At 58.7% G+C, this 14,146-nt stretch carries 15 protein-coding genes; 13 read left to right on the top strand and 2 right to left on the bottom strand.

Annotated features, from left to right (window positions below; translation table 11 throughout):
• The first annotated feature begins 316 nt into the window (after positions 1-316).
• From mnmG to AC07VL_RS14715, 13 genes are all read left to right on the top strand, one after another.
• A complete protein-coding gene (mnmG, locus tag AC07VL_RS14775) occupies positions 317-2,266 on the top strand; it encodes a tRNA uridine-5-carboxymethylaminomethyl(34) synthesis enzyme MnmG (RefSeq protein WP_494806533.1) in 1,950 nt (649 codons plus the stop codon).
• Positions 2,263-2,907, top strand: a complete 645-nt coding sequence (rsmG, locus tag AC07VL_RS14770) for a 16S rRNA (guanine(527)-N(7))-methyltransferase RsmG (RefSeq protein ID WP_494806532.1) — start codon at positions 2,263-2,265, stop codon at positions 2,905-2,907. Before mnmG ends, rsmG begins: the two co-directional genes overlap by 4 nt.
• A gap of 168 nt (positions 2,908-3,075) precedes the next feature.
• A complete protein-coding gene (locus AC07VL_RS14765) occupies positions 3,076-3,846 on the top strand; it encodes a ParA family protein (RefSeq protein WP_034752687.1) in 771 nt (256 codons plus the stop codon).
• Between the two features lie 64 nt (positions 3,847-3,910).
• The gene (locus AC07VL_RS14760; RefSeq protein ID WP_131374822.1) at positions 3,911-4,795 is read left to right on the top strand and encodes a ParB/RepB/Spo0J family partition protein; all 885 of its coding nucleotides are present in this window, start codon (positions 3,911-3,913) and stop codon (positions 4,793-4,795) included.
• Between the two features lie 282 nt (positions 4,796-5,077).
• A complete protein-coding gene (locus AC07VL_RS14755) occupies positions 5,078-5,446 on the top strand; it encodes an ATP synthase subunit I (protein ID WP_289887969.1) in 369 nt (122 codons plus the stop codon).
• 51 nt (positions 5,447-5,497) lie between these two features.
• Positions 5,498-6,307, top strand: a complete 810-nt coding sequence (gene atpB / locus AC07VL_RS14750; protein WP_290601946.1) for a F0F1 ATP synthase subunit A — start codon at positions 5,498-5,500, stop codon at positions 6,305-6,307.
• A 59-nt stretch (positions 6,308-6,366) separates the two neighbouring features.
• A complete protein-coding gene (gene atpE, locus AC07VL_RS14745) occupies positions 6,367-6,645 on the top strand; it encodes a F0F1 ATP synthase subunit C (protein ID WP_034752695.1) in 279 nt (92 codons plus the stop codon).
• Between the two features lie 43 nt (positions 6,646-6,688).
• Positions 6,689-7,159, top strand: coding sequence for a F0F1 ATP synthase subunit B (locus AC07VL_RS14740; RefSeq protein ID WP_071325906.1), 471 nt, complete (start codon positions 6,689-6,691; stop codon positions 7,157-7,159).
• A gap of 2 nt (positions 7,160-7,161) precedes the next feature.
• On the top strand, positions 7,162-7,707 hold the full coding sequence (locus tag AC07VL_RS14735; RefSeq protein WP_034752699.1) for a F0F1 ATP synthase subunit delta: 546 nt from the start codon (positions 7,162-7,164) through the stop codon (positions 7,705-7,707).
• Positions 7,708-7,785: 78 nt separating this feature from the next.
• Positions 7,786-9,327, top strand: coding sequence for a F0F1 ATP synthase subunit alpha (atpA, locus tag AC07VL_RS14730; protein ID WP_034752701.1), 1,542 nt, complete (start codon positions 7,786-7,788; stop codon positions 9,325-9,327).
• A 62-nt stretch (positions 9,328-9,389) separates the two neighbouring features.
• Positions 9,390-10,265, top strand: a complete 876-nt coding sequence (gene atpG, locus AC07VL_RS14725) for a F0F1 ATP synthase subunit gamma (RefSeq protein ID WP_071325905.1) — start codon at positions 9,390-9,392, stop codon at positions 10,263-10,265.
• Positions 10,266-10,294: 29 nt separating this feature from the next.
• A complete protein-coding gene (atpD, locus tag AC07VL_RS14720; RefSeq protein WP_034752705.1) occupies positions 10,295-11,695 on the top strand; it encodes a F0F1 ATP synthase subunit beta in 1,401 nt (466 codons plus the stop codon).
• Positions 11,696-11,757: 62 nt separating this feature from the next.
• A complete protein-coding gene (locus AC07VL_RS14715) occupies positions 11,758-12,177 on the top strand; it encodes a F0F1 ATP synthase subunit epsilon (RefSeq protein ID WP_058050961.1) in 420 nt (139 codons plus the stop codon).
• A gap of 62 nt (positions 12,178-12,239) precedes the next feature.
• On the opposite strand, the gene rsgA is transcribed toward AC07VL_RS14715, so the two are convergent.
• Positions 12,240-13,307: a ribosome small subunit-dependent GTPase A gene (gene rsgA, locus AC07VL_RS14710; RefSeq protein ID WP_494806531.1), complete on the bottom strand. Its 1,068-nt coding sequence runs from the start codon at positions 13,305-13,307 to the stop codon at positions 12,240-12,242.
• A gap of 271 nt (positions 13,308-13,578) precedes the next feature.
• Complete coding sequence (locus tag AC07VL_RS14705) at positions 13,579-14,133, bottom strand: hypothetical protein (protein ID WP_494806530.1); 555 nt, start codon at positions 14,131-14,133, stop codon at positions 13,579-13,581.
• Positions 14,134-14,146: the final 13 nt, after the last annotated feature.

Raw genomic sequence — 14,146 nt, 5'->3', positions numbered from 1 at the left:
GCGGCTCCTTATACAGAGCGGGCCGTCCCGGTGTGTTCCCATGATGGGGGAGGCCGTCCTCCTGGATGATCGTCCCGACGGCCACTGGCGTGGCCATGCATACGGACAATGCGGCAATTGTAGCAAACATTTCACGCTGCCGCAGCCCGCTCCCTGGCCAGGCAGCGTGTTCCACGTGAAACAGAAACGGCGCTCGGCGTGCCCTTGCTGAGTAAAAATTAAGCAAAAATTGGCCCGTGGAAGGTTGCGCTTGCAAAAAGACTCTATAATCGGAGCTCTCTCCTCGCATTTTTACTTGCACTGTTACCTATTTATCATGTTATTTCCTACAGAATTCGACGTCATCGTTGTCGGTGGTGGTCACGCCGGTACCGAGGCGGCCCTCGCTTCCGCCCGCATGGGGCAGAAGACGCTTTTGCTCACGCATAATATCGAGACACTGGGCCAGATGTCGTGCAATCCTTCCATCGGCGGCATCGGCAAGGGCCACCTAGTCAAGGAAGTCGATGCCATGGGCGGTGCGATGGCCATCGCCACCGACGAGTCCGGCATCCAGTTCCGCATCCTGAATTCCTCGAAAGGTCCGGCAGTGCGCGCCACGCGCGCCCAGGCCGACCGTATTTTGTACAAGGCCGCCATCCGTACGCGCCTGGAAAACCAGCCGAATTTGTGGCTGTTCCAGCAAGCCGTCGATGATTTGATCGTCGAAGGCGACCGCGTCGTCGGCGCAGTGACGCAGATCGGCCTGAAGTTTTTGGCGCGCGCCGTGGTGCTGACGGCGGGGACTTTCCTCGACGGCAAGATCCACGTGGGCCTGAATAACTATTCGGCCGGCCGCGCCGGCGACCCGCCCGCCATCTCCCTGTCGGCCCGCCTGAAAGAGCTGAAACTGCCGCAGGGCCGGCTGAAGACGGGCACGCCGCCGCGCATCGATGGCCGCAGCATCGACTTTTCCGTGATGCAAGAACAGCCGGGCGACCTCGATCCCGTGCCCGTGTTTTCCGTCATGGGCAACACGGCCATGCACCCGCGCCAGGTGCCGTGCTGGGTCACGCACACGAATAGCCAGACGCACGACATCATCCGCGCCGGCCTCGACCGCAGCCCCATGTACACGGGCGTCATCGAGGGCGTCGGTCCCCGCTATTGCCCCTCGATCGAGGACAAGATCCACCGCTTCTCGGGCAAGGAATCGCACCAGATCTTCCTTGAGCCGGAAGGCTTGACGACGCACGAGTTCTATCCGAACGGCATCTCCACGAGCCTGCCGTTCGACGTGCAGATCGCCCTGGTGCAGTCGATGAAGGGCATGGAAAACGCCCACATCCTGCGTCCCGGCTATGCCATCGAATACGATTATTTCGACCCGCGCGGCTTGAAAGCCTCGCTGGAAACGAAGGCCGTCGCCGGCCTGTTCTTTGCCGGCCAGATCAACGGCACCACGGGCTACGAGGAAGCGGCCGCGCAAGGCATGCTGGCGGGCCTGAATGCGGCCTTGCTGACGCAGGACAAGGACGCCTGGGTACCGGGCCGCTCCGAGGCCTATCTGGGCGTGCTGGTCGATGATCTGATCACGCAGGGCGTGCAGGAACCGTACCGCATGTTTACCAGCCGCGCCGAGTACCGTTTGAGCCTGCGCGAAGACAATGCCGACATGCGCCTGACGGAAATCGGCCGCGCCCTGGGCTGCGTCGGCGACGCCCAGTGGCAAGCGTTCGAAACCAAGCGCGAAGCGGTGGCGCGCGAACTCGAGCGCCTGCGTTCCACGTGGGTCAACCCGCGCATCCTGGCGGCCGCCGAGTCGGAACGCATCGTGGGCCAGGCCATCGAACGCGAGTATTCGCTGGCGGACCTGCTGCGCCGCCCGAACGTGGCCTACGACACTCTGATGAGCATGACGGGCATGGAAGGCCAGGCCCTGGCCGGACCCGGCGTGGAGGACGCGGCCGTGCGCGAGCAGGTGGAAATCCAGCTCAAATACGCGGGCTATATCGAGCGCCAGAGCAAGGAAATCGAGCGCCACGAACACTATGAGAATCTGGCTTTGCCGGCAGGTTTTAACTACCTGGACATCGGTGCGCTGTCCGTCGAAGTGCGGCAAAAACTCGACAAGCAGCGCCCGGAAACCCTGGGCCAGGCATCGCGCATTTCCGGCGTGACGCCGGCGGCGATTTCGCTGCTGCTGGTGCACTTGAAAAAGCGCGGTTTTGGCGCCGGGCAAGCCGAAATACAGACCACCACTTTAAAGGACGAGGTTGTTGAATGAAGCAGTTTGACCGGGCCGCATTGGCCCCCATTTTGAATGAAGGCATCGCCGCGCTGGGCCTGGAGCTGAGCGCGGATCAGACGGAAAAACTGCTCGATTACCTGGCCTTGCTGGCCAAATGGAACAGCGTGTACAACCTGACGTCGGTGCGCGATCCGATGCAGATGCTGACCCTGCACGTGCTCGATTCGCTGGCGGCCGTGCCGGCCTTCGCTGACGCCAAAAACGTGCTCGACGTGGGCGCCGGCGGCGGCTTGCCGGGCATGGTCCTGGCCATCGCGCGGCCCGATATCAAGGTGTCGATGATCGACACGGTGCACAAGAAGACGGCATTTTTGACGCAGGTGAAGGCGGAACTGGGCTTGAGCAACGTCACGGTGTACACGAAACGCGTGGAACAGCTGGAAGTGGCGCAGAAATTCGACGTCATCACCTCGCGCGCCTTCGCCGACCTGTCCGACTTCGTCAACTGGTCGCACCACGTGCTGGCCGAGGGCGGACAATTCATCGCCTTGAAAGGGGTGGCGCCGCCAGACGAGCGGGAGAGACTGCCGGCAGACTGGCAAGTGACGGAATTACGGGCAATCCAGGTGCCAGGGCTAAATGCAGAGCGTCATCTGGTCTTTATAGCAAGAATTTAAAAGCCTGAAAATTAAACGGTATAAATAGTATAAATAGTATATACGGTATAAATTATATAAACCGTATAAACGATTTATATCGTATAAATGAAATAAACAGTATAAATCGTTTCGGATAAATGCCGGGGCGCACGATGAAGTTTGCATCTCTTTACAACTAGAAGATACATGGCCAAAATTTTTTGTGTAGCAAATCAAAAGGGTGGTGTTGGTAAAACCACAACAAGCGTCAACCTCTCCGCCGGTCTGGCCAAGTTGAACCAGCGCGTGCTGCTGGTCGACCTCGACCCGCAGGGCAATGCGACCATGGGCGCCGGCATCAACAAGGCCGGCCTGAAGGCATCGACCTATGAAGTGATGCTGGGCGAGTCCGATGTCAAGACGGCACGCCAGCGCTCGGAAGCGGGGCGCTTCGATGTGCTGCCGTCGAACCGCGAGCTGGCCGGCGCCGAAGTGGAGATGGTTGAACTGGACAACCGCGAGCGCCGCCTGAAGGATGCGCTGGCCGAAGTCGACGGCGAATACGATTTCATCTTAGTTGATTGCCCGCCGGCATTGTCGATGCTGACCCTGAACGGTTTGTGCGCCGCGCATGGCGTGATCATCCCGATGCAGTGCGAGTACTACGCACTGGAAGGCTTGTCCGACCTGGTCAACACCATCAAGAAGGTGCACGCCAACCTGAACCCGGATTTGAAGATCATCGGCCTGTTGCGCGTGATGTTCGATCCGCGCATGACATTATCGCAACAAGTGTCGGCCCAGTTGGAACAGCACTTCGGCGACAAGGTGTTCAATACCATCATCCCGCGCAACGTGCGCCTGGCCGAAGCGCCATCGTACGGCTTGCCCGGCGTCACCTTCGACCCCAGCTCGAAAGGGGCCCAGGCCTACATCGCCTTCGGCGCCGAGATGGTCGAACGCATCAAACATATGTAAACAAGGGGCGGGCGTCTGCAGAATATGATGTAAGCGCTTACTCTGAAAACACGATTAGGACAGCATGGCTACGAAAAAATTAAAAGGACTGGGGCGCGGACTCGATGCCCTCCTGGGCGGCGGGGGCGACTTCGCCAGTCCGGAAACGCATCAACCGTCGAACTTGCCCGTGTCACAAATGCAAGCCGGCAAATATCAGCCGCGCACGCGCATGGACGAAGGGGCCTTGAATGAACTGGCCGCCTCGATCAAGGCGCAAGGGCTGATGCAGCCGATCCTGGTGCGCCCGATCGGGCAGGACACCCTGAGCGGACTTGTCAAATATGAAATCATTGCCGGCGAACGCCGTTTCCGCGCCTCGCAGCTGGCCGGCCTGACGGAAGTGCCGGTCCTCGTGCGCGATGTGGACGACCTGGCCGCCGCAGCCATGGCGCTGATCGAGAACATCCAGCGCGAAGACTTGAATCCCCTGGAAGAGGCGCAAGGCATCCACCGCCTGATCGCCGACTTCAGTTTCACGCATGAGCAAGCGGCCACTGCGCTGGGACGCTCGCGCAGTGCTGTCTCCAACCTGCTGCGCCTGATGAACCTGGCCAGTCCCGTGCAGACCATGCTGATGGCCGGCGATATCGACATGGGCCATGCGCGCGCGCTGCTGGCCGTCGATGCCGCCAGCCAGATCACCCTGGCGAATCAGGTCGTGGCCAAGCGTCTGTCCGTGCGCGAGACGGAAAAGCTCGTCACCCGCACGGTGGAGGAAGCGGCCAACCCGGTCGAACCGCGGCACAAGGAAAAGTCCGGCGATATCGCGCGCCTGGAAGAAGAGCTGTCCGATGCCCTGGCCACGCCCGTGGTGTTCAAGATGGGTAACAAAGGCCGTGGTCAACTGGTGATCGATTTTGCCGATCTTGACGTGCTGGATGGATTGCTGACCCGTTTGCGTGGTTAAATAGCAAGTTGGCAAAGACGGGGAGCGCCGGCCGTAACCGGCGCTCTGGACAAGCTGACCATGCTTTCCAGGCGCACTGCATAATTCCTTGATAACACGGCTGGAAGCGGCCCGGCAAGCGACTTTGCCATATAGTGGTGCAAATGGCGGCGAATAGTCGGTAAAGCGTCAGTTTCGCGCAGCAATCGCCCTGCTGCGGTGCAGCAGCGTTTGACTCTATAGATCAAAGCCAACTATAATCCCGTGTCTTTGCGTGTGTAGATTTTTCTGGGAACTTGGTAATTGAGTGATTCACAACAAAATATTGCCAAACCAGTCTACAAAGTAGTTGCTCTGCAGCTTGCAATCGCTATCAGTTTTGCCACGGTCACCCTGTTTTTCGGTGGCAGTGTGAGAGGCTGGTCCGCCGCATACGGCGGCGCTATCGCAGTCATCGGTAGCCTGGTGTATGCCATGCTGGTCGTTCGCGGTTCTAGCGACGCCAACAAGGCATTCCGGGCGCATTTGCGCGCAGAAGTGGTGAAAATATTTATCACAGCGGTGCTGTTTATATTGGCACTGGTGTTGTTTCAGTCGGCCGCCTGGTTATGGCTGATCTTGGGTTTCGCGGTGGCAACCTTAGCATACTGGTTTTCATTGCTCGCTGTTTAATCATTGGTTTTGGGGCCTGTTGTGCTCTGAAACGACAAATCTAAATTCATTATGACCACAGAACACGCTATTGAAGCGGGCCATGCTGCCCCGGCCAACGCCACAGAATACATCAGCCACCATCTGGCTCACCTCCGCAATGCCGAAGGTACCATCAATCTGGACACGTTCTGGATTTCGGCCATTCTGGGCTTTGTTTTCCTGGCTGTTTTCTACATGGCGTCGCGTCGTGCCACTGCCGGCGTGCCTGGCAAGTTGCAAAACTTCGTCGAAATGGTCATGGAAATCGTCAATGACACTATTAATGGGGCCTTCCACGCGAAAAGCAAGGTCATCGCACCGCTGGCCATCACTATTTTTGTGTGGGTCTGGTTGTTGAACGCGATGGACTTCCTGCCGGTTGACCTGTTGCCGAAGATCCTGAGTTGGTTTGGCGTGCATAAACTGCGTGCCGTGCCGACCGCCGACGTCAACCACACCTTCGCCATGTCGCTGTCGGTCGTGCTGTGCGTGATCGCCTTCTCGATCAAGGCCAAGGGCCTGGGCGGCTGGATCAAGGAACTGTTCACGGCACCGTTCCATGCGAGCGGCCTGATCGGCACGATCGCCCTGGCACCTGTCAATTTCCTGCTGCAAATGGTTGAGTTGGTTGCCAAACTGATCTCCCTGTCGCTGCGACTGTTCGGCAATATGTATGCCGGCGAACTGATTTTCATCTTGATCGCGTTGTTGCCTTGGTGGGCACAGTGGGCGTTGGGTGGTCCATGGGCAATTTTCCATATCTTGATTGTAACTTTGCAAGCTTTTGTGTTTATGGCGTTGACGGTTGTGTATCTGAGCCTTGCGGTTGAGAAACATTAATCATCGACTTTATATTTTGTTTTTTTAGTATCTTTCGTTTTTAAATTTAGGAGAATTTTATGCAAGCTCTGATCGCACAAGTACAAAGCATGACCGTTCTGGCAGCAGCAATCATCATCGGCCTGGCCGCAATCGGCACCGCTCTGGGCTTCGCTATTCTGGGTGGCAAATTCCTGGAAGCGTCGGCACGTCAACCAGAACTGATGCCACAACTGCAAACCAAACTGTTCGTTATCGCTGGTCTGCTGGATGCTATCTCGATGATCGGCGTTGGTGTTGCTCTGCTGTACACGTTCGCTAACCCGTTCCTGTCCGCTCTGACGGCTGTTGCTCAGTAATTCGCTCCAACCCTAGGAGAAACTTTTAGTTAGGAGCAAAGGTATGGACATCAATATGTCGCTCATCGGCCAGATGATCACCTTCGCGGTGTTGGTCTGGTTCTCGATGAAGTTCGTATTTCCAGCGTTGAACAATGCGCTGGATGAGCGTGCCAAACGAATCGCGGATGGATTGGCTGCGGCCGATCAAGGTCAAGCTTCGATGGCTGTCGCTGAAAAGCGTGCGCAAGAGGCATTGAACAGTGCACGTGAAGAAGCTTCGCAACGCGTTGCGGACGCTGAAAAGCGCGCGCAGCTGGTTGCTGAAGAGATCAAGCAAAATGCTCAAGCTGAAGCTGCGCGTATCATTGCGCAAGCCCAGTCGGACGCCGAACAGCAACTGTCGAAAGCACGCGAACAATTGCGCGCTCAGGTGGCTGACCTGGCTGTCAAGGGTGCCGAGCAGATCTTGAAGCGTGAAGTAAACCCAACGGCTCACGCCGAAATGTTGCAGCGTCTTGCTGTCGAGCTGTAATCATGGCAGAACTCGCAACCGTCGCCCGTCCCTACGCGGAAGCTTTGTTCCGCGTAGCCCAAGCTGGTAAGGAGTCAAGCAACCTCGCGGCGTGGTCCGAACTGGTGTCCGAACTGGCACAGATCGGTAGCCACCCCGAGGTACAGGCGTACGCGCGCAATCCGAAAGTTTCGGAAAGCGACGTCGCCGCCACCATCCTGTCGTTGTTGAAATCGCCGCTCAATGAGGAAGTGAAAAACTTCGTCACGATGTTGATCGAAAATGGCCGCATCAGCCTGCTGCCGGAAATCGGCGCGCAATTCCATGCCTTGAAAAATGGCCTGGAAGGTGCGGCTGACGCCGAGATCACGAGCGCTTTCGATCTGAGCGAAGGCCAAACGGCCGAGCTGGTCGCAACGCTGGAAAAGAAATTCAGTCGTAAGCTCAACCCTGCCGTCACAGTGGATCCATCGCTGCTCGGCGGCGTGCGCGTGGTCGTTGGCGACCAGGTGCTCGATACCTCGGTGCGCGCCAAGCTGCAGCAGCTGCACGCTGCACTGGTGTCGTAAGACACGCGCTTCGGCAGGCCAGCTTAGACAGACCCTTACCCCTCGCGCAAGCTGAGAGAAACACTTTTAGGAGTTAGTATGCAACTCAACCCATCTGAAATCAGCGAGTTGATCAAGAGCCGGATCCAAGGTCTTGACGGCGGCGCTGAAGTGCGTAATCAAGGCACGGTTATTTCCGTCGCCGACGGTATCTGCCGCATCCACGGTTTGTCGGACGTGATGCAAGGCGAGATGCTGGAATTCCCAGGCAACACCTTTGGCCTGGCAATGAATCTGGAACGCGACTCCGTCGGTTCCGTGATTCTGGGTGCCTACGAGCACATCTCCGAAGGCGACACGGTGAAATGCACCGGCCGCATTCTGGAAGTGCCAGTCGGTCCTGAGCTGCTCGGCCGCGTGGTCAACGCACTGGGCCAGCCGATCGACGGCAAAGGCGCCATCGAAACCAAACTGACGGCCGCGATTGAAAAAATCGCCCCGGGCGTGATCGCCCGTGAATCCGTGTCGCAACCGATGCAAACCGGCCTGAAGTCGATCGATGCGATGGTTCCAGTTGGCCGCGGCCAGCGCGAACTGATCATCGGCGACCGTCAAACCGGCAAGTCGGCCGTGGCGATTGATGCGATCATCAATCAAAAAGGCCAGGGCATGAAATGTATCTACGTCGCGATTGGCCAGAAAGCCTCGTCGATCAAGAACATCGTGCGCTCGCTGGAACAGCACGGCGCGATGGAATACACCATCGTTGTCGCCGCTTCCGCTTCGGAATCGGCCGCCATGCAATACATCTCGCCGTACTCCGGTTGCGCCATGGGCGAATACTTCCGTGACCGCGGTGAAGATGCACTGATCGTCTACGATGATCTGTCCAAACAAGCTGTTGCATACCGTCAAATCTCGCTGCTGCTGCGCCGTCCACCAGGTCGCGAAGCGTACCCAGGCGACGTGTTCTACCTGCACAGCCGCCTGCTGGAACGCGCAGCACGCGTGAACGCCGACTACGTCGAGAAGTTCACCGACGGCGCCGTCAAAGGCAAGACCGGTTCCCTGACGGCACTGCCGATCATTGAAACGCAAGCTGGCGACGTGTCCGCATTCGTGCCAACCAACGTGATTTCGATTACCGACGGTCAGATCTTCCTGGAAACCTCGCTGTTCAACGCCGGTATCCGTCCTGCAATTAACGCCGGTATTTCCGTATCGCGTGTCGGTGGCGCCGCCCAGACCAAGGTCATCAAAAACCTGTCCGGCGGTATCCGTACCGACTTGGCGCAGTACCGTGAACTGGCCGCGTTTGCGCAGTTCGCTTCGGACCTGGATGAATCGACCCGCAAGCAGCTGGACCGCGGTGCCCGCGTAACGGAATTGCTGAAGCAAGCCCAGTACTCGCCACTGTCGATCTCGCTGATGGCCGTATCGCTGTTCTCGGTGAACAAAGGCTTCATGGACGACGTGCCAGTCAAGCAAGTGTTGTCGTTCGAAGCTGGTGTCCACGCTTACATGAAGACCAAGCAAGCTGCTCTGCTGGCCAAGATCGAAGAAACCAAGCAACTCGACAAAGACAGCGAAGCAACTCTGTCGGCGGCCATTGCTGATTTCAAGAAATCCGGCGCATATTAAGCGGCCAGGCGGCGCCCACCTCGAGTGAGGCGCCGCCCTACGCGCAGAAGGAGTAAGGACTCATGGCATCAAGCAAAGAGATACGAGGCAAGATCAAGAGCGTAGAGAATACGAAGAAGATCACCAAGGCGATGGAAATGGTCGCCGCGTCCAAAATGCGCAAGGCGCAAGACCGGATGCGGGCCGCCCGTCCCTACAGTGACAAGATTCGGAATATCGCCGCCAATCTGGCGACCGCCAATCCGGAATACACGCACCCGTTCCTGGCAGCTGCCCAGGGTACGCAAGCGAAGGCAGTGGGTTTCATCGTTGTCACGACCGACAAGGGTCTGTGCGGCGGCATGAATACCAACATCCTGCGCCAGGTGACGTCGAAGTCGCGCGAGCTGGAAGCAGCTGGCAACCGGGTTGAAGCAGTTGCCATCGGTAACAAGGGTTTGGGTTTTTTGAATCGCATCGGCGTCAAGATCGTCGCTTCTGCCATTCAAACTGGTGATACGCCCCACCTGGATAAATTGATCGGACCTGTCAAGGTCATGCTCGAAGAGTTCCAGGCTGGCAAGCTCGACGCAGTGTACCTGTGCTACACCAAATTCATCAACACGATGAAGCAGGAACCAGTGGTCGAACAGTTGCTGCCATTGACGGCCGACAAGATGGTCGCCGACAAGAGCGCACACTCGTGGGATTACATCTACGAGCCGGATGCACAAAGCATCATCGACGAATTGCTGGAGCGCTATGTAGAAGCGCTGGTGTACCAGGCAGTCGCGGAGAATCTGGCGTCCGAGCAATCGGCACGGATGGTCGCGATGAAAGCTGCAAGCGACAACGCGGGTAGTGTGATCGGCGAATTGAAGCTGATCTACAACAAGACCCGCCAAGCTGCGATTACCAAAGAACTCTCCGAAATCGTCGCCGGTGCGGCTGCGGTTTAAACGAATTTAACTATATTGAAGGAACGAACATGGCTGATGGCAAAATCGTTCAGTGTATCGGCGCTGTGGTGGACGTTGAGTTTCCCCGCAACGCGATGCCTAAGGTATTTGATGCCTTGAAGATGGCAGGCTCGGAACTGACCCTGGAAGTACAACAGCAGTTGGGCGACGGCATTGTCCGTACCATTGCACTCGGCTCGTCCGATGGCCTGCGTCGCGGCATGATGATCCAGAACACCGGCAAACCTATCATGGTGCCAGTCGGTAAAGCAACCCTGGGTCGCATCATGGACGTGCTGGGCAACCCGATCGACGAATGCGGCCCCGTGTCGCACGAGCAGATCGCGTCGATCCACCGCACCGCTCCTGCATACGACGAACTGTCGCCATCGCAAGAACTGCTGGAAACCGGCATCAAGGTGATCGACCTGGTTTGCCCGTTTGCAAAAGGCGGTAAAGTGGGTCTGTTCGGCGGCGCTGGCGTAGGCAAGACCGTGAACATGATGGAACTGATTAACAACATCGCCAAAGCGCACAGCGGCGTGTCCGTGTTCGCCGGCGTGGGTGAGCGTACCCGTGAAGGTAACGACTTCTACCACGAGATGGCTGATGCGAAAGTGGTCGATCTGGAAAATCCGGAAAACTCCAAAGTCGCGATGGTCTATGGTCAGATGAATGAACCGCCAGGTAACCGTCTGCGCGTCGCGCTGACCGGCCTGACGATCGCTGAATCGTTCCGTGATGAAGGCAAGGACGTTCTGTTCTTCGTCGACAACATCTACCGCTTCACCCTGGCCGGTACCGAAGTGTCGGCACTGCTGGGCCGTATGCCGTCGGCCGTGGGTTACCAACCGACCCTGGCCGAAGAAATGGGCCGTCTGCAAGAGCGTATCACGTCGACCAAGACCGGTTCGATCACCTCGATCCAGGCCGTCTACGTTCCAGCCGATGATTACACCGATCCGTCGCCTGCTACCACGTTTGCTCACTTGGATTCGACCGTTGCGCTGTCGCGTGACATCGCTTCCCTGGGTATCTACCCAGCCGTGGACCCACTGGATTCGACCTCGCGTCAGCTCGATCCGTTGATCGTTGGTCAAGAGCACTATGACACCGCGCGTGCCGTGCAAACGACCCTGCAACGCTACAAGGAATTGCGCGACATTATCGCGATTCTGGGTATGGACGAGCTGGCACCGGAAGACAAACTGCTGGTTGCCCGCGCACGTAAGATGCAGCGTTTCCTGTCGCAGCCTTTCCACGTCGCTGAAGTCTTTACCGGCGCGCCTGGTAAATACGTTTCGCTCAAAGACACGATCAAGGGCTTCAAAATGATCGCTTCGGGCGAACTCGATCACCTGCCGGAACAAGCGTTCTACATGGTCGGCACGATCGAAGAAGCAATCGAAAAAGCCAAGAAACTTAACTAAGTTAAGTCTGGGCCTAACCCCGCCCGTCACACGGCGGGGTTCTTCAACCCGATAGGACACACATGGCACACACAATTCACGTTGACGTGGTTTCCGCTGAAGAACTGATTTTTTCAGGCGAAGCAGAATTCGTCGCGTTGCCGGGTGAGCAGGGCGAGCTGGGTATCTACCCACGCCACACGCCTTTGATTACCCGCATCCGTCCGGGCGCGGTCCGCATCAAGGTAGTCGGCCAGGCTGAAGAAGAGTTCGTCTTCGTTGCCGGCGGCCTGCTGGAAGTGCAACCGGATACCGTGACCGTCCTGGCCGATACCGCGATCCGCGGTCACGACCTCGACGAAGCGAAAGCGCTGGAAGCGAAGAAGTTGGCGGAAGAAAATATCCACAACAAGGATTCGGGCATCGACTACGCGCAAGCGCAAGCCGAGCTGGCCAGCGCAATTGCGCAGCTGGCAGCGATCCAGAAGCTGCGCAAGATTTAATTCTTTGCGCCGCACACAAAGGCAGCCTTCGGGCTGCCTTTTTTTATGCCTACTTTTGACGACTATTCCTGGCGCTTCTGCCTGCTCCTTGCCTGTCCTGCCTTGAGTATCGTCTTCCACCTGGCGCGCGCGCTGATGCGTTCGAGCGGCGTTGCTTCGCTGCGCCGCGCGTCGCGCAGCAGCTTGTGATAATTGCGCAGGCGGTCCGCATCGACGGCGCCGCGCACGGCGCAACCCGGTTCGCTCGCATGCCGGCAATCGCGGAACTGGCACGTGGCAGCGAGTGCCGCAATGTCGTCGAAGGTGGCCGCCAGGGTCTCGGCACCGGCGTCGGCCTGCCAGCTGCGCAAGCCTGGTGTATCGATGATGCAGGCGCCGCCCGCACACAGGTGCAGCGAGCGGGCCGTCGTCGTGTGGCGGCCGCGGCCATCGCCGTGGCGCACGCCCTGTGTCGATTGCCCCGCCGCGCACAGGGTATTGGTCAGGCTGGACTTGCCGGCGCCCGATGAACCGAGCAGCACCAGGGTCTGGCCCGCATCCAGCCAGGGTTCCAGGATGGCCACGTCATACGCATGGCGCGTATCGACGGCAAACAGGGGCACGTGGGATGGCAGGCGCTGTTTGAGCTGGGTCAGCTTGCCCGCCACGTCGTCGGCCACGTCGGCCTTGCTGAGCACCACCACGGGGCTGACCCGGGCAGCCAGCACGATGGCCAGATAGCGTTCCAGCCGGCGCGGGTTGAAGTCGGCGTCCAGTCCCATCACCAGCAGGGCCGTGTCGACATTGTTCGCGAGCACCTGGCGCCGGCCGTCATTGCCGCGCCGGGCGATTTGCGTGACTGGGGATAAGTGCGCCGTTATCCACAGCGCGCCGCGCACATCGGCTTCGCTGGCGACCCAGTCGCCGACGGCCAGCACGGTGTCCTGTGACTGCAAGTCATGCAGCAGGCGCGGCAGGATATGCGCCGGGTGTTCCTGGCTGCCGTCGTGCACGACGATGCTGTCGCGGTGCACGGCGGTCACGCGCATCAGCTGTGCGGTGGAAGAAGGGAGGTCGAGTTGGGCGGCTGCGCTGGCGGTGGCTTGCTGCAGTCCGATGGGGCGTAGTTGCGCAAAATCGAATGCGATCATGGTAGCGTGATTCCGTATTCTGTCGTCCGCGTGCGGACATGTCGCCTGCGCGTGCAGGCACCGCCAGTCGGCATGACTGGCACGAAAGAAGGGGAAGTCGGCTACGCGATCACGCGCAAGGGAACAACAGGATCAGTACAGTATGAATGCAGACTGGAACGGTAGTGATCAGGCAGCCGACAGCACGGCAGTATCCGAATGGCGCATGTTGTCTACTCCTGTTGTGTGATGGAAAACGCCAGTGTGCCAGCGGCGTGAGCCGCCGTCAACATCAGCTGCACATGCCGTACGCGCTGCGCTCGGGGAAATAGCGGTAGGTAAACGTGCGCACGGGATAGCGCTTGCCGCCGATGAGCATGTCGGGCATCGACAGGTCAAAGCGCTGCGGCAACTGGCGCGGCAGTTGCAGGCGCAGCCGCCACTGGGTCTCGGCGCTGGAGCCCACGGCGGAAAACATGATGGGCAACGTTTCGATGACGTCGACGATTTCCGCCTTGCGGTTCATGCCGCGCTGATAGATGGTCAGCACCTTGGCCTCGGCGAACGGTTCCTGGTGCGGTTCTTCCAGCAGGAAGGACAGGCGCGTGAAGCTGGCCTGGGTACCGATGGGCAAGGTGAAGATCAGCGCCAGTTCCGTGCCGCCTTCCTTCAATGTGATGGGGGGCGTGGCATATACGCTGATGCCGCGCGGCAGCTCGAAGCGCGAACCTTCCGTCCATGTCTTGCACTCGGGCGTGGTCGCCTGGTACAGGCTGGGTGCCGTGTAGTCATTGCAGGCGGAGACCAGCAGCAGCAGGGGCAGGGCAAGAAGGGCGGAGCGGCGCATGGGAATCACGGTT

The sequence above is a fragment of the Janthinobacterium sp. GW821-FHT03C08 genome (assembly GCF_059420905.1).
Note: the sequence above shows the minus strand (reverse complement) of the source record. Positions and strands in the feature narration are given on the sequence as shown.